This window comes from Paenibacillus sp. 37, from assembly GCF_008386395.1.
Lineage (GTDB): Bacteria > Bacillota > Bacilli > Paenibacillales > Paenibacillaceae > Paenibacillus > Paenibacillus amylolyticus_B.
Map to the genome: position 1 here is coordinate 94517 of NZ_CP043761.1, position 18657 is coordinate 113173.

The 18657-nt window shown below is 46.4% G+C and carries 21 protein-coding genes, 1 tRNA gene and 1 riboswitch; of the genes, 13 read left to right on the top strand and 9 right to left on the bottom strand.

Going from position 1 to position 18657, the window contains the following annotated elements:
• The first annotated feature begins 65 nt into the window (after window positions 1–65).
• The 7 genes from pdxT to F0220_RS00460 all read left to right on the top strand — a co-directional run bounded on the left by pdxT (window position 66) and on the right by F0220_RS00460 (window position 4737).
• Complete coding sequence (gene pdxT / locus F0220_RS00435; RefSeq protein ID WP_036671585.1) at window positions 66–656, top strand: pyridoxal 5'-phosphate synthase glutaminase subunit PdxT; 591 nt, start codon at window positions 66–68, stop codon at window positions 654–656.
• A 274-nt stretch (window positions 657–930) separates the two neighbouring features.
• Window positions 931–2214 carry a serine--tRNA ligase gene (serS, locus tag F0220_RS00440; protein ID WP_149846226.1) on the top strand — a complete coding sequence of 428 codons (1284 nt, stop codon included), beginning with the start codon at window positions 931–933 and terminating at the stop codon, window positions 2212–2214.
• 194 nt (window positions 2215–2408) lie between these two features.
• Window positions 2409–2497 (top strand) — tRNA-Ser (locus tag F0220_RS00445).
• 192 nt (window positions 2498–2689) lie between these two features.
• Window positions 2690–3031: a hypothetical protein gene (locus tag F0220_RS00450; protein WP_124118848.1), complete on the top strand. Its 342-nt coding sequence runs from the start codon at window positions 2690–2692 to the stop codon at window positions 3029–3031.
• Between the two features lie 25 nt (window positions 3032–3056).
• The gene (locus tag F0220_RS32335; RefSeq protein ID WP_017691325.1) at window positions 3057–3233 is read left to right on the top strand and encodes a hypothetical protein; all 177 of its coding nucleotides are present in this window, start codon (window positions 3057–3059) and stop codon (window positions 3231–3233) included.
• A 21-nt stretch (window positions 3234–3254) separates the two neighbouring features.
• Window positions 3255–3407 (top strand): small acid-soluble spore protein P, encoded by a 153-nt coding sequence (locus F0220_RS00455; protein WP_036607296.1) that lies wholly within the window; start codon window positions 3255–3257, stop codon window positions 3405–3407.
• 235 nt (window positions 3408–3642) lie between these two features.
• Window positions 3643–4737 carry a hypothetical protein gene (locus F0220_RS00460; protein ID WP_105602481.1) on the top strand — a complete coding sequence of 365 codons (1095 nt, stop codon included), beginning with the start codon at window positions 3643–3645 and terminating at the stop codon, window positions 4735–4737.
• 260 nt (window positions 4738–4997) lie between these two features.
• On the opposite strand, the gene F0220_RS00465 is transcribed toward F0220_RS00460, so the two are convergent.
• Together F0220_RS00465 and tadA are read right to left on the bottom strand one after the other, a co-directional pair.
• Window positions 4998–5567, bottom strand: coding sequence for a GNAT family N-acetyltransferase (locus F0220_RS00465; protein WP_105602482.1), 570 nt, complete (start codon window positions 5565–5567; stop codon window positions 4998–5000).
• 43 nt (window positions 5568–5610) lie between these two features.
• Window positions 5611–6117: a tRNA adenosine(34) deaminase TadA gene (gene tadA / locus F0220_RS00470; RefSeq protein ID WP_105602484.1), complete on the bottom strand. Its 507-nt coding sequence runs from the start codon at window positions 6115–6117 to the stop codon at window positions 5611–5613.
• A 332-nt stretch (window positions 6118–6449) separates the two neighbouring features.
• On the opposite strand from tadA, the gene F0220_RS00475 reads away from it, so the two are divergent.
• On the top strand, window positions 6450–8789 hold the full coding sequence (locus F0220_RS00475; RefSeq protein ID WP_105602501.1) for an ATP-binding protein: 2340 nt from the start codon (window positions 6450–6452) through the stop codon (window positions 8787–8789).
• An 18-nt stretch (window positions 8790–8807) separates the two neighbouring features.
• Complete coding sequence (locus tag F0220_RS00480; protein ID WP_091020211.1) at window positions 8808–9509, top strand: pseudouridine synthase; 702 nt, start codon at window positions 8808–8810, stop codon at window positions 9507–9509.
• A 211-nt stretch (window positions 9510–9720) separates the two neighbouring features.
• Here the strand turns inward: F0220_RS00480 and motB are convergent, their stop codons facing one another.
• Both motB and motA read right to left on the bottom strand, forming a co-directional pair.
• On the bottom strand, window positions 9721–10539 hold the full coding sequence (motB, locus tag F0220_RS00485; protein WP_105602485.1) for a flagellar motor protein MotB: 819 nt from the start codon (window positions 10537–10539) through the stop codon (window positions 9721–9723).
• Window positions 10526–11326: a flagellar motor stator protein MotA gene (motA, locus tag F0220_RS00490; protein ID WP_036607291.1), complete on the bottom strand. Its 801-nt coding sequence runs from the start codon at window positions 11324–11326 to the stop codon at window positions 10526–10528. The genes motB and motA overlap by 14 nt, the downstream gene beginning before the upstream one ends.
• A 233-nt stretch (window positions 11327–11559) precedes the next feature.
• Between motA and F0220_RS00495 the strand changes: the two genes are divergently transcribed.
• From F0220_RS00495 to rbsK, 4 genes are read left to right on the top strand one after another with little or no spacing between them, the layout of a single operon-like run.
• On the top strand, window positions 11560–11853 hold the full coding sequence (locus F0220_RS00495) for a hypothetical protein (protein ID WP_091020207.1): 294 nt from the start codon (window positions 11560–11562) through the stop codon (window positions 11851–11853).
• A gap of 1 nt (window position 11854) precedes the next feature.
• Window positions 11855–12073, top strand: coding sequence for a hypothetical protein (locus F0220_RS32765; protein ID WP_105602487.1), 219 nt, complete (start codon window positions 11855–11857; stop codon window positions 12071–12073).
• A 30-nt stretch (window positions 12074–12103) separates the two neighbouring features.
• Window positions 12104–12400, top strand: coding sequence for a 4a-hydroxytetrahydrobiopterin dehydratase (locus F0220_RS00500; protein WP_017691315.1), 297 nt, complete (start codon window positions 12104–12106; stop codon window positions 12398–12400).
• Window positions 12401–12444: 44 nt separating this feature from the next.
• Window positions 12445–13428, top strand: a complete 984-nt coding sequence (gene rbsK / locus F0220_RS00505) for a ribokinase (protein ID WP_105602489.1) — start codon at window positions 12445–12447, stop codon at window positions 13426–13428.
• Between the two features lie 74 nt (window positions 13429–13502).
• Here rbsK and F0220_RS00510 read toward each other — a convergent pair whose 3' ends face one another.
• The 5 genes from F0220_RS00510 to F0220_RS00530 form a co-directional block, all read right to left on the bottom strand.
• Window positions 13503–13859, bottom strand: coding sequence for a c-type cytochrome (locus F0220_RS00510; RefSeq protein ID WP_036607288.1), 357 nt, complete (start codon window positions 13857–13859; stop codon window positions 13503–13505).
• 150 nt (window positions 13860–14009) lie between these two features.
• Window positions 14010–14504 (bottom strand): GNAT family N-acetyltransferase, encoded by a 495-nt coding sequence (locus F0220_RS00515; protein WP_091020204.1) that lies wholly within the window; start codon window positions 14502–14504, stop codon window positions 14010–14012.
• A gap of 355 nt (window positions 14505–14859) precedes the next feature.
• Window positions 14860–15330 (bottom strand): C40 family peptidase, encoded by a 471-nt coding sequence (locus tag F0220_RS00520; protein WP_036607285.1) that lies wholly within the window; start codon window positions 15328–15330, stop codon window positions 14860–14862.
• Between the two features lie 3 nt (window positions 15331–15333).
• A riboswitch (cyclic di-AMP (ydaO/yuaA leader) is annotated at window positions 15334–15471 on the bottom strand.
• Between the two features lie 245 nt (window positions 15472–15716).
• A complete protein-coding gene (locus F0220_RS00525) occupies window positions 15717–16568 on the bottom strand; it encodes a hypothetical protein (RefSeq protein WP_149846227.1) in 852 nt (283 codons plus the stop codon).
• 10 nt (window positions 16569–16578) lie between these two features.
• On the bottom strand, window positions 16579–18570 hold the full coding sequence (locus tag F0220_RS00530) for a M1 family metallopeptidase (protein WP_149846228.1): 1992 nt from the start codon (window positions 18568–18570) through the stop codon (window positions 16579–16581).
• Between the last annotated feature and the right edge of the window lie 87 nt (window positions 18571–18657).

An 18657-nucleotide genomic window follows, 5' to 3' on the forward strand; every position in this document is an offset into this window, starting at 1 on the left:
GAAAAAGTACAATGTTCGTTTACCGTATGCAAGATCGTGGCTGGTAAGAGAAGGGGAATGAGCGTATGAAGATCGGCGTTTTAGCACTTCAAGGAGCTGTCACAGAGCATATTCGAAGTATTGAACGTGCTGGAGCAGAAGGTATAGCTATCAAACAGGTTCAGCAATTGGAAGACTTGGATGGTCTTATCCTTCCTGGTGGGGAAAGCACGACGATCGGTAAACTGATGCGCAAGTATGGGTTTATGGATGCCATTCGGGCGTTTGCTGCTGAGGGCAAACCGGTATTTGGTACCTGTGCTGGCTTGATCGTTATGGCTAAACACATTGCAGGGCAAGAAGAAGCTCATTTGGAGCTAATGGATATGACAGTATCCCGAAATGCATTTGGACGGCAGAGAGAGAGTTTTGAGACGGATTTGCCAGTCAAAGGTATTGAGGAAACGGTAAGGGCTGTATTTATACGGGCGCCCTTGATTGAGAGTGTCGGAGACCAGGTGGAGGTTCTCTCCACATACAAGGATGAGATTGTTACGGCTCGTCAGGGACATTTGTTGGCTTGCTCCTACCATCCGGAATTGACGGATGACTATCGTCTGCATACTTATTTTGTAGACATGGCCAGATCCTACAAACACACGGTAGACTCTAAATAATGCATGATGTACAACCTATGATCTCCCGGTCATCGGATCACTTCCCCAGAGGCCGTGTAAGGCCACTGGTTGGCAGTTGCATCTGAACGGATGCCTTGATGTTGCCTGTATCTGCTTCATAGCGGGAATCGCAGCGGAGGGTGACAAGGGGGATATAGGTTGTTTTTTGGGTTACAGGTTCCGATAAGTATATAGTAAGGTGTATACAATAGAGTTCTGAGAATGGATTTAACATAAGGCTTCACGTTGTGAGGTTATTTAGGAGGGGTATATCGTGCTTGATGTGAAAATATTGCGGAATGAGTATGCACGTGTTGAAGAAGCGTTGACTAAACGTGGCAAATCGCTGGATCTTATCGCTGGATTTACCGAGATGGATGCCAAGCGTCGGGAGTTGCTTCAAGAGAGTGAAACACTGAAGAGTCGTCGGAATACAGTCTCCGCGGAAGTTGCTAGACTGAAGAAGAATCGTGAGAATGCTGATGATCTGATTGTGGAGATGCGTGAAGTCTCTGATCGAATCAAAGCCATGGACGAGGAAGTTCGGGAACTGGAAGTAAAGATCAATGATCTCACAATGGCGATTCCGAACATTCCTAACGAAAGTGTACCTATTGGAGCTTCTGAAGACGACAATGTTGAGATTCGTCGTTGGGAAGAGCCGAAGTCATTTACTTTTGCACCAAAAGCACACTGGGAAATTGCGCAGGATCTCGATATTCTTGATTTTGAAGCGGCTGCCAAAGTAACAGGTTCCCGTTTTACCTTTTATAAAGGTCTGGGTGCGCGTCTGGAACGTGCATTGATCAACTTCATGATGGATCTGCACAGCGATCAACATGGATATGAAGAGATTCTGCCTCCATACATCGTTAATCGGGACAGCTTATTTGGAACGGGTCAACTGCCTAAGTTCGAAGAAGACCTGTTCAAGTTGAAAGATACCGAATATTATCTGATTCCTACTGCTGAAGTTCCGGTAACGAACTATCATCGCGAAGAGATTCTGAATGTAGATCAATTGCCTAAGCACTTTGTGGCCTACAGCTCTTGTTTCCGTTCTGAAGCCGGTTCGGCTGGACGGGATACACGCGGCTTGATTCGTCAGCATCAATTCAACAAAGTAGAGCTACTCAAGCTCTCTACTCCAGAGACTTCATATGAAGAGCTGGAGCAAATGACTCAAAATGCGGAGCGTGTGCTTCAATTGTTGGGCTTGCCGTATCGCGTTCTGACATTGTGTACCGCAGATATGGGCTTCACTTCAGCTAAAACGTATGATATTGAAGTATGGTTGCCTGAGAGCAATACCTATCGTGAGATTTCTTCGTGCTCCAACTGTGAGGACTTCCAAGCACGTCGTGCCAATATCCGTTTCCGCAGAGAGCCAAAAGCGAAACCTGAATTTGTTCATACATTGAACGGGTCAGGATTGGCCGTTGGACGGACGGTAGCCGCGATCCTGGAGAACTATCAACAGGAAGATGGTACGGTTGTTATTCCTGAAGCATTGCGTCCTTATATGGGCGGCATCAGTGTGATTGCACGTCGCTCTTAAGAGTTATTTAACCATCCTCATCAAGAGGAGTACACACTTAATCCGTCATTTTGGAATGGCGGATTGGAGTGTTTTGTATAACTGAAAGCAGTTGTCTGATACGGGATCTTCATTTTTAATATAAAAAGGTTGCATTATAATGTCGAGATGTGGTATGATACTTTTCGTGGCAAGTTTATAAAAATTAATTCCCTGGAGAGGTACCGAAGCGGTCATAACGGGGCGGTCTTGAAAACCGTTAGGGGGCAACTCCACGTGGGTTCGAATCCCACCCTCTCCGCCATACTACACTTATAACAAGGACTCGAGCGATCTCGCTCGGGTCCTTTTTTGCGTTGCGAGTTTGTTAAACGTAGTGAGCATACAGGTTGGTGACCGATGTATACGTTGCACAGTACAACGTTATATTTTGAATAAGGTTAATATGTATAAAAACATCTTCATCGCCGCACTTTATAGGAGTGGAGGTGGTAAGATGAACCGCGAGTTAAACATCGATCAAACAGAGCTTGTAGGGGCTTGGCAAGAACGTTTGCCTCAAGTCCTGAATGTTGGAGACCAGGCTCAGGTAATGGCCGATGAAGCCGATCAGCAGGCGATTCGGATACACATTGCTACAGCAGGGCACGAGATGTACTCTTTTGATTTCAAATGTGCATATGTCGATTCCCGTGAAGTCAGCGTACAGCTGATTGATGTGGAACGGGATGGAAGAACGACGGATGAGCGTACAGAACCGATTCAGGAACTGGCTCACGATTATACACGGCACATTCATGAATGCGCCCAGTCGTTACAATCCCAAACGAGACAATAGCCTTATTCTGAAGGAGTGAACTCAATTGACTAAAGCCAAAGCGGGAGTAGACAAAAACCTGCAAAATGTAGTCGATGATCTGGAGCAACCTGCCGTAAACAGTCATCATGCCCAGCAAATTCAGCAAGATATTAATGATCGCCGTCATCAGGATGCACTGAATCATGACAAAACGGAAGACAGGGACCCATCCCATTCCTAACAATGATGAGGGGGCAATAATATGAGCAAACCAAAAACAATTCCCGTACCGGAAGCGCAAGCATCCGAACAGCATCGTCATTCATCCAAACGCTCTTCCATGCAGGAACCATTATCCGGTTCCAAAAAAGTAAAAAATCAAAATCATGTGGATCATTTGAATCCCCAAGGTTAATTGAAGAAACAGATTCACGCAAAAGTCCCTTGTTACCTAACAGGGGGCTTTTGCGTATTCATACATATATAAAGACAGGCGCATGGTTATTCCCAAAGCTGACATAGGTCTTTGTAGCCATTTTAAAGAGGAAAGATCACATTTTTCCCAAATTAGGTTTCGGTATCTGGCGATATGGTATATCATTGATATTGAATTACTTTTTTTTGGGGTTATCACGAGAGGAGAGAAACAAATGACTAAACGTATGGGGGCGCTTCTTCTTACGTTGCTGTTGACCGTATCTATGGCATTGACAGCATGTAGCAGCAAGCAGGAACCAAAAGAGGCATTGAAGACGGCTGCAGCCAATGCTTCCAAATTAACTTCGTATGAGATGAGTTCCAACTTTACAATTAATGAATTGAGCTATAAACCTGGGGATACTTCACAAACTGATCCTACTATGACTCAGTTTATGAGCATGCTGAAGGATGCTCAGTTGAATGTAACAGGTGTATACCAAAGTGAGCCAATGCAGACAGAGATGACTCTTGGCATCGAGCTTAAAGGCGATATGGGTATGACCTTTAACATTCCAATGGTGATGACGGCAGAGAAACTGTATGTGAAAGTGCCGAATATTCCGTTCTTCCCGATTCCGGAGAATGTTGTTAACAAGTTCCTTGAGCTGGACCTGAAAGAACTGGCTGAGCAAGAGGGTACGGAATGGAACCCGGATGCTATGGACGCAGCCAAAACGCAAAAGCTGAGCAACGAAGTTATGGATGCAGTGCTGAGCGAGTACGATCAAGCTAAATTCTTCAAAAATCTAGACACCAAAGATGCAAAACTTCCTGAAGGTGTAGATGCGAAGCAAGTTGTACAATTCTCGGTGAATAATGACAATGTTAAAGAAGCAGTTACTGTACTGGTAACAAAAGCTATGCCTAAAGTATTGGATATTCTGTCCAAAGAGGAATATCGTGAAATGCTGCAAATGGATCAGGCTGATATCGACAAAGCTAAAGAAGATCTGAAGATCACTGAAGCAGATCAGGCTGAAATGGCTAAAGACTTGGATAAATTGAAAGATGTTCTGACAATTAACCAATTCAACATCGATTTCGCATTGGACAAAAACGACTTCCCTGTATATCAAAAGATGGTCGCTGATGTGCTGATCAAGCCAGAAGGTACAAAAGACGAAGTGAAATTGGCATTTACCGGTTCCAATACGTACACCAAGATTAACGAAAAAGCAGCATTCAAAATCAACATCCCTACTGGTGATGACGTAATTACTATGCAAGAGTTCGAAGAATTGATGAACGCTTCATACGGATACTAATCTCGCTGAGTTCAAACCGTCTGTGATTCAAGTGAAGGATAATCTCCTTGCGCTTGGATACAGGCGTTTTTTTTATGTTAGACAGCGTAAGAGGGGATATCCGCAGAATGATTGATCTTTGATTTTGAATTGTGGCTGGGGACATACAAATAAAACCGCACTCTCTCCTACACAACTAGGGTAGTGCGGCTTTGAATATTGAATTTGTATCGTCTTGAATTGGGAATACAGACAGCTCTGTGGTGGAGCTTCTAAATTAATTAATCCGCAAGTTCATCCAAGTCTTCAGCAAGTACAGCATAGATCTGATGATCCTGATACTTGCCATTGATCTTGAGGTATTTGCGAGCCGTACCTTCAAACTGGAATCCGTTCTTCTCCAGTACGCGCTGTGAACCTTTGTTAGAGGGTAAAACGGCAGCCTGAATCCGATTTAACTTCAGCGCACGGAAGCCATAAGCTACGGCCAGTTTAACCGCTGCTGTCATTCGTCCGCCACCCTGATAATCCGGATGGATAAAGTAACCCATATCCGCATAATTGGCAACGCCCAATACGACATTGTTGATACTTACTTGTCCAATCAACAGGCTGTCTTTAATGGTATAGATTCCAAATTGATATCCTGTACCATCTTCTGCTGCCCTGACCCGATCCTCAATCCGCCGAGTCTGAACATCCAGTGTATAAAAATCATTCTCTCGCACGGGTTCTACAGCTTGATAGGGGACACGTGTAACCTGAATCAGGTCCAGATAGGATTGTGTATCCTGAGATGTGAGCAACCGAAGGCTTATGCCATTGGCTGTATCATAGAGTGTTAGTGCCATTGCAGCATACTTCCTTTCTAATTGGGATGTTTGTAGTCGGGGACTACTTTAACTTTTGGCGCAGACTTCTGAAAAATTGAGTTAGCATCGTGGAGCATTCAGGCTGGAGGATATCCGGGATCACCTCCGTGCGATGGTTAAAACGAGGCTCCTGTAGCAGGTTCATCAGTGTACCTGCACAGCCTGCCTTGGGATCAGCCGTACCATAGATTACGCGGGGGACCCTAGATTGTACAATCGCACCTGCACACATCGGACAAGGTTCCAGTGTGACGTACAGAGAACAATCCAATAAACGCCAAGCCCCAATGGTCTCGCTGGCCTGACGGATAGCCACCATCTCTGCATGGGCGGTGGAATCCAGCGTAGTTTCACGCAGATTGTATCCTCGACCAATGATTTGGTTATTTTGTACGATTACAGCTCCAATCGGCACTTCCCCAAGAGCCTCAGCTTTGTAGGCCTCGGCAATGGCCTCCCGCATCCAGTGCTCATGCTGAGCTTCCTCAGATAAATGCGCAAGATCGGTCGGAAGAGAATGGTCAGTCATTACTATATAACTCCTTCCAAAATCGTTTATTCAGCGAACAAATATTCGGGTTGTTAACATGTTGTGCATAGAATTGTGGATAACCGTGTAGTTGCTCACATAGTTATAAACAAACTATCCACAAGCCTGTGGGTATGTGGATAAATACAGTGATTAATTTCATTGTAGAGTTCAAAAATGCAAAAAACAACGAATTTCGAGCTTTTCAGTCATTCGGTAACTTTTGGACACAGGTCAATTATCCTTTTCAAAAAGACATACAAGCGTTATGATGGAGATAGGTTTTGCCATATATCGCCAGAGGGTACAAGCCGAGAGGTGAACAAAAAAACTTGTCTATTAAAACGAAATTATCCATGATTATGTCGTGCTCAGTGCTCGTTATTTTAGTGTTGAATATCGCACTGAGTTATTATACTACAGAAGAGAATCTGAGGCAGGACAGTGAAACCAAGATGGTGCTCACTGCAAAGCAGATTGCAATTGCTGTCGAACAGAATCAATACAGTTCGGATTATGTAAAACGGCAGATTGGAAACAATCTGTGGCTTGCTGCTGTCATGGCAGCGGAAGAATTGGACCCGGATATTAATAATATCACAAATGAAGAACTTGTACGCTTGAGCCAAAAGGTCGGCGTCTCACATATTTCGTTAATGGAGCAGACGGATGATGACATCGTTGTTAGCCGCTCCTCAGATCCGAGAGAAATCGGGCTGTCCACCAAATCCATGACTTATTGGTATCAGGCCTTTAAGCAGTTGTTTGAAAAACAACAGGTGACGATTCCCCAAGGGCAGAAGTTGGAGCATTTCTGGTCAGATGGATTCGAATACTCGACATCCAGTCCTTCGGATATTGATATCTGGGGTTACTACCATGATGGAAAGAGAAACTACATAATCAATCCCTTCTATAATAATACGGAAGTTGATGACTATGTGAAAATCTCTAGTCCGGATGAGATTTTAAATAAAATTCGTGAGGTCAATCCCTCCATTCTGGAAATTACAGGCATCAATCCGTTGACTTTTGGCAGCCCAAACATGGGTGATGACGGAAGAGATTCTAACTTTAGCAAGTTGAATAACAGACCGATTCGTTTTGGTACATACCAGTATGGTTCTACGGATGAGGATCATCGTGCTGTGGTGCGCGCCATTCGAACAGGGCAAAATGTATCTTTTGTCAGTGAAACGCACGAACAGAAGGTACTGAAGAGTTTTATTCCCATTTTCACACCCAATCAGTCTTCCTATGTGATCAGTATTGTCATGGACTATAAGCAAATATCCTCCATGGTATCTGAGCAGTTGGTGAGTCATGCCTCCATATCGTTGGTTTTGCTGGAGATTGTGATCTTTGGCAGCTATTTGCTCGCAGGGTATATTACACGTCCGATCCAATCCATACTGGGCAAAGTGAATGAGGTAGCGGACGGGCACTTTGATTTCCGTCTGAAAGTACGGAGGAAGGATGAGCTTGGCCAACTGGCCAATCGTATTAATGCCATGATACGTAATCTGGGCCATTATACGAGCCGTCTGAAACAGATGTATGAAGAGAATCGAGCGGTGAAAGAGCATCTGGAGTCCATTATCAATCAGACTGCGGATGCCATTCACATTACGGATCTTGAAGGGAAAGTGCTGCGGGTTAACCGGGCATTTGAACAATTATATGGTTTTCGAAGTCGTGAGGTGGAAGGTCGTAATCTGAAGATCATCCCGCCAGAGGCAGAAGAAGAAATGAAACGCCAGCATGCCCAACTCGTTGAAGGGATGTCCATTACGTCTAACGAAACCACCTGGATGAAGAAAGACGGGACTAGGGTAGAGGTCAGTGTCAGTACGGCTCCGGTAAGAGACGAAGCTGGAGAGATTACTGCGCTCATAAGTGTCTCCAGGGATATTACAAGTCGTAATCGGATGGAAGAGCTACTCAGACGCTCTGAGAAGCTTACAACCGTGGGTCAGCTTGCAGCAGGTGTGGCACATGAGATTCGTAATCCACTGACCACGCTGCGCGGGTTCCTGCAGTTACAGCAAGAGAGCAACAAGCTGAATCATCGTCATCTGGATCTGATGTTATCGGAGCTGGATCGCATCAACCTTATCGTTGGTGAATTTCTGATTCTGGCGAAACCGCAGGCGGTTCATTTTCAGAATCGGGATATTCGTTTTATTCTTGGCGATGTCATCTCGTTACTGGATAGTCAGGCGCATCTGCATGGTGTAGAATTTGTACTGCGTGCCTCATCCGATTCGGCTATGGTACACTGTGAAGAGAACCAGTTGAAGCAGGTATTCATCAATTTGCTGAAAAATGGTATGGAGGCCATGCCAAATGGAGGAAGCATCCACATCAAGCTCAAGCATGACGAACAGTCGAAACGCGTCAGAATTGAGATCAGGGATGAAGGGATCGGTATCCCGGAAGAGATGATGCCCAAGCTTGGGGAGCCTTTCTTTACGAATAAAGAGTCTGGAACAGGGCTTGGCCTGATGGTCAGTCAGCGCATTATTCAATCACATAAGGGCATGATGGATATTAAAAGCGTCATGAACAAGGGAACAACGGTTATTATTGAACTGCCTGCATCCGAGCAACAACCGGAGGTTATTGAGGTAGATCAGGTAACAGATGACACACTTACAGATGAAGAGAAATAGATGAGGTGAGATTACCTTTTGCGTATTAATAAATTTATTAGTGAAACAGGTTATTGCTCCCGGCGTGAAGCCGACAAGTTGGTGGATCGTGGGCTAGTAACTATTAATGGAGTTAAGGCTGAACTGGGCAGTCAGGCAGAAGAAGGCGACGATGTACGAATCAATGGCAAGCCGATCAAGGAAAAGAGAAAACACGTATATATCGCGCTGAATAAACCGATCGGGATCACAAGTACAACCGAGCAGCATATTCAGGGGAATATCGTTGATTTTGTCGGGCACGATGAACGTATCTTTCCAATTGGGCGTTTGGATAAGGACTCAGAAGGTCTGATCCTGATGACCAATGATGGTGATATCGTTAACCGGATTCTTAGATCAGAAGGGCGCCATGAGAAAGAGTATATCGTTACTGTTGATCGATCTGTAACCCCGAGTTTCCTTAGAGGCATGAGCACTGGGGTGAAGATCCTGGGTGAAATGACCCTGCCTTGTACAGTGACCCGGATGACGGATCGAGTATTCCGTATCATCCTGACTGAAGGAAAGAACCGTCAGATTCGGCGGATGTGTAGTGCCTTTGGTTACGAGGTTCGTAAGTTGAAGCGCATTCGGATCATGAACATCCATCTTGGAGAAATGGCGACAGGTTCATGGAGAGAGCTTACCCCTGCTGAAAAAGCGGAGTTGGGCGGTCTGTTGGACTATTCACTGGAATAGTTGATTCGAGTTCGACTAGTTAACTGATTGAAGCCCTGCTTTCCGTAAAGGAGTGTAGGGCTTTTTGGTCTAGGGTCAATGATGACAGATAAATCTTCCAAAATAGCATGAAAAATGTAGAGATAAACTAGGCATAAGCCTTATAAAACCAAAAAGACCGTTCTCAGTTACAAGGAGAACGGTCTTCTTGGTTAATGAATCGCTGCAGCCTCTAGTTTCCTCCGCCAACGGCTTTTACATTTGTATTGTTACTTTGATACTTACGAATGATAGATACCTCTACACGGCGATTCTGTGCCCGTCCCGTATTGGTTTCATTGCTGGCAATTGGGTGATACTCTCCATAACCACTTGGTGTGAATTTGGAAGGGTCCAATTGCGAGTTCAGCAACAGGATTTTCAGGAAGTTGAGCGCACGATCTGCGCTTAGATCCCAGTTATCCTTATATTGGTTGTTCGAAATGGGAATATTATCGGTATGACCGGATACAACCACTTCATATTCAGGGAACTCCTGCAGCATGCTTGAGATTGCTTTGGCCAGGGATCGTGATTCAGGCTTCACATCTGCTCGGCCTGAGGAGAACAGGGCGTTATCACTGATCGTGATCTTCAATTCAGACTGATTCAGCTTGGTGTTCAGCTGATCCGAAAGCCCGTTCTTCGAGATATATTTGTCGAGTCGCTCTTTGAGTTTCTCCAGGTCTTCTTGTTCTTTCTTAGCCATCTGTGCATCTGTAATCTGAGCTGGTGTTTTCTTGGTAATTTCTGTAGGTTCCTGTTTGTTCTTACCCAAATCAGCACCTGGCGTATCCGGATTCATGGACGAATGGTCCAGAATTCCGGAACCTCCATTTAATGCACTGTTTAGTGCGGAAGCCATCTGCTCAAACTTAGCTGCATCGATTGAACTCATACCGAACAATACAATAAACAGAGCGAGCAACAAGGTCATCAAGTCGGAATAGGGAAGCAACCAGCTCTCGTCTATATGCTCTTCATGTGGTTCGTGCTTCTTAGCCTTTTTCACCTGGTGATCCCTCCTTCTCTTCCAGTTGTTTACGTTCGGAAGGTGTCAGGAATACGGATAACTTTTGGTTGATGGCGATGGTGGAGACACCGGATTGTATGGATAACAGTCCTTCAACCATCATCAGCTTGATCTCCATTTCTTGCTTGGACATCCGTTTCAGCTTGTTAGACATCGGGTGCCATAACACGTAACCACTAAATATACCAAGGAGTGTTGCGATAAATGCTGCTGCAATCGCATGGGAGAGTTTCTCCATGTCACTGAGATCGGCAAGTGCTGCGATGAGACCTACAACGGCCCCGAGAACCCCTAGGGTTGGTGCGTACATCCCCGCCTGAGCGAAGATCAAGGCACTGCCACGGTGGCGCTCCTCTGTAGCATGAATATCTTCCATGAGCACATCACTTACAAATTCCTGATCGTTGCCGTCTATAATCATACGCATACCGCCACGAAGGAACTGATCGTCAATCTCTTCTACTTTTGATTCCAATGCAAGCAAACCTTCACGACGGGTAGTGGAAGCCCAATCCATAAATGTGCCGATCAGGGATACGCGATCAATAAGTACTTGATTTTTGAAAACAATCCCGAAAAGCTTAGGGATTTTCTTAACTTCAGACATCGGAAATGCGATAAAAATGGTTCCTGCCGTACCAACAAAGATAATAATGTAGGCTGCGGGATTGTTAACCAGGTTGATTAAGGGCGCACCCTTCAAGAACATACCAAATACAAGGGAGACCAGCCCCAAAATTAGTCCAATAATCGTTGAAATGTTCATCATACACCTCATCCATGAGATAAAATTGAATCCTTTCAAGCGGCTGTGTTCGGGCTTCCGGACGAATTTTTGGCCGCAATCCGTTCAATGTTAGGCATTCCTTACGGTTGCTAAAACAGTTAAAACGGTCATATATGTATTTATCGACCAGAAGGCCTTTTTTTTTAAGGGCTATTTTCAGGTATAATAAGATCAAATCCGCTCCTTAGGGGCCGAATAGGAGTGAAAAGCCAATGGGCGTAAAGCATGGACGGGATTATGAAGGAATTTTGACAGATCTGACAACGGCAATCGGACGCATACCTGATCGGTATGTTTTCTTTGAAATGGACGCGGAAGAGTGGGATAGACTGGCTGCATCTGACCAACTTGAAGTGGATGAGGCGTTGGCGGAGGATTTGTTCTATGCGCTGGGCGAGGAGTCCGTTATTCCGGTTGGAAGTGGCGTGGTCATCCATGATAAGGAACAGCACCGCATTCATATTTTGATCGGGGAAGAAGAGTTGACATTTGTACCTTTAATTTAGTGTGTTCACATGCATTTTCAGGGGTGTAAATGGAATTGAAATTCCCTTCAAAGCCTTATGGTTATTGGTTCTAAGCCACGTAGTTGATTGGATTTTGAAGCTTGTCCGTGGTAAGATGTTAGTCGTGAAATGGGCCAACCGCATGGCGGTGAGCCTGGCCTTTGAGGCTGCTGTTGATAGCGCCGAAGGTGTCGGTGGTTATACGGACTCAAGTCTGTAATGTACCATCCTATGGGGAGGAAGATAACGCATGGTTTTTTCGCAAGAGGAAGTCGAAGCTCATCTGGGAAGGCTGGAAGGCTGGGAACTGGAAGAGGGACGGTGGATTGTACGTAAATTCGTGTTCTCCAACTACATGAAAGGGATTGCATTTGTGGATGAGGTCGCTGCGATCTCGGAAGCATTCAATCATCATCCTTTTATTACGATTGATTATACAACGGTTACGCTGCGTCTCACATCATGGGATGCGGGTGGTATCACATCTGTAGATATCAAGGAAGCAGGGCAATATAACGAAGCTTATGACAAAATGAGGTCGCAATAACGAGGTCGGTTATTATCACGCGGCCAGAAGTGAGTGAACTATATATGTCAGACTATAATCAGAAACAACCTCTTATTGCTGTCGTAGGCAGTCTCAATATGGATCTTGTGGTGAAGACAGACACGATTCCGGAAGAGGGAGAGACAGTGAGCGGTGAGGAGCTGCATTATCTCGCTGGTGGCAAAGGGGCGAACCAGGCTGTTGCCGCTGCGCGTCTGGGTGGACAGACTACGATGATTGGTGCGGTGGGATCGGACGGTTTTGGCGAACGTCTGCTACACAGTCTGACGGAAAGTGGTGCAGATGCCTCGCAGGTTCGCATCTTGGAAGACACGGTTACAGGGACGGCTTCCATTTGGCTCTCTCGGGGAGACAACCGGATTATCGTTATTCCTGGTGCAAATGGGCAAGTGGTGCCTGAGATGCTGGAAGAGGCGGATACGGTAAAAAGCCTGACTGCAGCCGCAGCGGTGCTGCTGCAGCTGGAGATCCCGCTGCCAGCGGTTACCCGCGCCGCCCAACTGGCGGCTGAAGGCAGCGCACTGGTGGTGCTCAACCCGGCTCCCGCGGTGCCGGGTCTGCCCCAGGAGCTCCTGCGGTGCGTCGACGTTGTCACGCCGAACCGCAGTGAGCTTGCCGTGCTTACCGGCCGGGATCATCTCCGGCCGGAAGACCTGGATGCGGCGGTCGCAGAGCTCGCCGCATCCCTCGGGGCCGCTGTCGTCACAACGCTCGGCCCCGAGGGGGCTGTGTACGCGGCAGCGCCTGGTGGCCGCGTACAAGCAGGGCGTGCCGGCGCATGCCGTGCGCCCGGCTACGCCGTAAGCGCCGTCGATACGACCGGCGCTGGCGATTGCTTCAACGGCGCGTTGGCAGTAGCCCTCGCGCGCGGTGAGACGTTGGACGCGGCCGTAGGCTTTGCCATGGGTGCGGCCGCGTTATCCGTGACGAAGCTCGGCGCCCAGTCCGGGATGCCGTTCGCACGTGAAGTGGAGGCCTTTCTGGACGAGCATGCGGCAGAGGCTTAATAATTGATATAACAAAGAGGCTCTTACTCTCCGAAAAGGGGATTAAGGGCCTCTTTGTTATGCGTGTGCAGAGATTATTTCTTCTCTGAAAGCCACATGGCGATATTTGCAATCTCTTCATCTTGCAGCTTGCCCTTGAAGGAAGGCATGCCACCTTTACCTTTGACAATCGTAGAATAGATCTTCTCCAGATCATCCTGGCTGCCGATGTTTGCCAGAGCAGGTCCTACGCCACCTTGAAGCTGATCCCCGTGACAGGAGATACAATTGGCTTTGACCAGTGCTTCAGCCTGTCCGGCATCCAATGTGACTTCCGGCATGGTTGGCTTGGCTTCTTCAGCCACTTCTTCTTTCCCTGGAAGCGTAAACATTAAAACAATAGCTAAAGCGCATGCTGCAAAAAATACTCCGCTCATGATCCATTTGTGCATCCCTTATGTCCCCTCCAGAATGAAAGATCATCTAACCTAAAACTATCCATATCATTATAACGGAACCTGTACTGACATCATAGCATTTTGTGGGAAAATTTTGAACTAATCACATAACAAGGCGCAAATTTAGTTGTTTTGCAAGAGATTCTAATCACGAGGCCCTTCATAAACCATACAGTGAAAGGGCTTTAAGCCGCTTGGGGTCTGTCGTTCGTATGTATCCTGGGTGACAAATCCACTCTTCAGATAGACTTGAATGGCACGAGCATTCCAAGTGAGCACTTCCAGATCGATCTCATTCTTCGGATTTCGGCGAATGGCTTCCTGTACAATGGCCGTGACAAAAGCTGTCCCTTGACCCTGACCACACAGCTCTGGATGCATGCCGAGGCCAATCCGGGTTACCCCTTGAAGTGGGAAGTATTGAGCAAATCCACATATACGATCGTTCTGATCCAGGACGATTGCATATTGCTCCTGTCGCAGCTGTGCATCTCCGAATTCCACTTCCAGAGCTTTCATCTGCTCCCAGGGGAGCCAGCTGTAGATATTGTAAGGCGGATCATACTGCCAACTGCAGATGAGCTCCGCATGTTCTTCTCGCATGGGTACAACGTGAAACGTCACAGGGGCTTCCTTCATACACTTGCATGCTCCTTTCCTTGAAACAGAACTCTTTGTCCACTCTACAAAAGTGATGTTCTTTTAGCAAGTCTTCCTTCCCCAGAAAAAAAATGAAACAAAAGTTCCGGTAATTTCGTTTATATTATAACGGGATGGGTAAAAACATCATAAGGGCACGGACGAACGAACGCAAAATGAACCTGTTGATGTCGTAGGATATACCCAGAGTATACCTTGCAACATGAATAAGGATTGAAGCACAAAAAAACCGCCGGATACATTCCTGCGGAGAATGTACCGGGCGGTTCTGTTATGCTTCTTGCTTCGTTCCAGTATGGTTAATGGTTACAGCATTATGTTGCTCAGCTTGTCCCTAGTCAAGGGCCAGTGATTCATATGCGTCCGTGCTCATAATCCGTTTCGCGCCAACATAACGATTGGCCCAATAGTTTTCACTCAATGCACTGATCGTAACGCCTTTGGAAGAAGAGGAGTGTGCAAACTTTCCATCCCCTACAAAGATTCCTACATGGGATACGCCTTTACCTGTTGTATTAAAGAACACCAGATCGCCAGCTCTCATTTCCATGCGGGATACGGAATCGCCCATGTCGAATTGGGAACTGGATTGGCGTGCCAAATCAATACCCAACTTGTCGAATACATACCGTGTAAATCCGGAGCAGTCAAAGCCGTTTAGCGTTGTTCCTCCACTTTTGTATGTAGTTCCCATTGCTGAATCAATTACTGTGTCCATCTTTGAATCTGCGAATGCGCTACCTGCACCAAGCGATAAAGCGAATGTGATGCTAAGTACAGCTGCGGTTAATTTCTTCTTGAACAAGAGATATTCCCCTTCCAATGCCTGCGAGGTTAGCTTAAGGATTCGGTTGAAGGTCCCCTATGATCCCTCTGTAGCAAGATCAATTCACCCATAACTGGTTCCCCCGCTTCCCAGGTGCCAGGAATTTGGCTGTGCTAGTTATGCACCTGCGAAATCAAGAAATGACGATTTAATTTTAAGTAGTTACAAATATGAATGTAAAGATTACAAAGTTGTTACTAAAAACTCACTGCGATTATTGTAACAGAGGAGTACGGATTTGGCAACGTTTAGCAACAAATTTAGCAAAAAAAACCTCGACCTTTGACGGGGAAAGGTTGAGGTTTGCCTATTTATAAGTACATATTAGGCCGTGAGTTTAACTTGTGATGGTAACAATTTTTAATCTATCTGCTCTCACCTTTGGATATTTTGGACTGCCATAATCGGAAATGGCTGCATATTTTCCACAGACTCAATAGACATCTGGCAAGTGGATACGTCTGTTGTAGTATAAGTCCGGTAAGTCCCGTTAATAACCATGAGGCTGAAGTGAATGCCCCAAAGACGAGCAGGTGTACTCCGCCCAGCAGGAGTGCAATGCCGATTACAGCGATGAGATGACGCAGTGCAATCCAGAGTGCTTTGAGGGTACCGTGAGCCCCGCCTTCTCCTTCTGGTGCCGAAACACCGAACTGCATGTAGAGTATGGCATGGTGGATGATCCAACCATATACAATCCAGGCAGCAACATAAGGTATACCAGGCAAAAGTAATTGAAGGGAATGAAAACCTTCCATGAGAATAGAGTAGAGCTTCGGTATGAGCCAGTAGGCGGGCAGAAGGATCAATAATGTACGTACGGTGTGTAGCAGCAGCATCGGTTTCCACAGATTTTTGATTCCGGGGACAAAGGGGATGCGCTCTTCTGTAGAATTAAAGTGCTGAAGTGAGTAGAGCAGTCCTGCCTGAATGAGGGGGCTGATCAACATGCGAACCAGCAGCATGCCCCCGAGAATCCATAGATAACGATGAACCTCCGGATGGGTAGACAGGTTAAGTTGACTTTCCATTTTGAACAAAAGTGTACTCAGCTCTCCCGCATCAGCATCTGGATAGCGCAGGAGCAGTGGGATGACCGCCGATTGTACCATTCGATAGAAGAAATATCCCCAAATGAGTTGATAGAGAAATAAGAGTGCGGCAATGAACATATGCTGACGGACGAGAAACCAGCCTTCACGTATTTTCGCTTTCACCGTTTCCACCTCACCATGACAGACCTCCGAATATGGCTTCTATTAGTTTGGTTACACTCATGCTCCAGCGGGACTTCGCCCGCTCATCCAGTCCGGATTTCAGGAAATTGTTCATATGGCGGTTCTCCAGCACGATCGAGTACAGGGGATCGGTCATGGCCCAGGATACGGGGGATGTGTGAGTTAATTTATAGGTGATGCGATCTTCTTTGCCATTCCATTGCTTAGTGAGGATATGCCCGTCTTCAAAAGCAATGCGAACAGGAACGGCGCTGTAATCACTCCCTTTTTTTGCGATCGTCACGGATGACTCGTACAATGTTTGACCGTCTTTCTGTACGGGCGTAACACGAATCTTCTCTACAGCAAAGTCAGCCATCCCGTTACCATAGACATATTGATCAAAATAATCAGACCAGGAAGTGCGGGTCACTTGTTCCACAACGTTCTGAAAATCAGCCGAAGTGGGATGTTTGAAGCGGTACTTCTTCACATAGGTAGAGAGAATGCGTTCCATCTTTTTGGCACCGACTTGGTGTTCGATACCAAGCAATACAAGCTTGCCACGTGTATAGACATTGGCTGCATACTCATTCTGTGAATCGAACTTCCAGGATTCTTGTGTTAAGGATGAAGGAGAAGTAATCAGTCCCGATTGTACCGGCAGATTTGGAATCAATCCGTATTCCTGCTCCATCAGTTTGTCTTCTGCATAAGAGGTGAACCCCTCATCCAGCCAGGCTTCCTCGAATTCGTTGCTGGCAACCATGCCGTAGAAGTACTGGTGTCCGATCTCGTGGACTACGGTACGTTCCAGGTCATAACCTGGCGTAGTATCATCGGCTCCAAAGGCCGTAACTAGTGTAGGGTATTCCATACCTCCAGCACCGTTCCCCGCTTTGGGTGGAACTACGATGGATAAGGTAGCATAAGGATATGGGCCAAACCATTTGCTATAATTGGCTAGAGCGGCCTTCGCGGCGTAGAAATAACGTTCTTTCAGATCCTGATGAGCTGGGTCCAGATATAACTTGATTCGTACACCAGGCACATTGGGTGCAGAGAAGGGTTCCTCGGCGTACACAAAATCGGGTGAGGCTGCCCAGGCGAAATCATGCACATCATCGGCATAGAATTGATAGACCTTTTCTCCATTTTTCACCACGGCTTGCTGCGTCGGAAATCCGGTAGCAGCCACTTTGTATGTTTCAGGCACCCGAATACGTACACTATATATACCGAAGTCGGCGTAAAACTCTGAGTTGCCATGGTACTGGTGCAGATTCCAGCCTTCCGTTGTTTGTCCACGCCTGCCTACTGGTTCATAGGCACTTAATTTGGGAAACCATTGACCTGCCATGACAAAATGATCAGCGGTTCCCATTCGTGCAAAAATCTTCGGCAGATTCACTTCAAATCTGGTGTGGAGCGTAATGCTTTCCCCGCCTTTGACGGGTTTGGGCAAGCGTACTTTAATGAGGGTGGTGTCCTTGATATTTCCGTCATCTGGTTGCACATACTGCATCCGATGCAGCAGAGAGAGCCCGTCCTCCGTTTTCATTTCGGTAATGTTCATGGAGCCATAACCATTGGTAGGCATGACATCACCCCGAAGCTTTCCACCGGATTCCTTCATAAAGGTGGTGTCAGCAGAAGAGAAGGCGTTGGGATACATATGAAAGTAAAGCTCGCTGACGGTTTTTTTACCTGGATGTGTCCAGGTAATCGTCTGAGTCCCTTCCAGTACATTCCCTTCCACCAGTTTTACATCCATGTGATATTCCACAACACGGTTGCTGTACACTTCGGCAGTAGGGGTCTGTACACTTTCTGGAGGAGCTGGTGTTGGAGCTATTGCCTTGGGCTTGCCCGATTCGGGGGCGATTACTGGCAATTCGGAATGAGTTGAGCGATTATAACCCAGAGTGATCCATATCCCTCCGGCAAGTACACACAGGGCCAGGGATACAGTGAGCCAGCTCTTGGCGCGTCGTGGAATCATCGTTAAATACCTCCCGTTGACAAGCATCTACAGCATGTATATGTTTGCAATGGGACAATTATTAGTTAAAATATTTGTATCAACCCT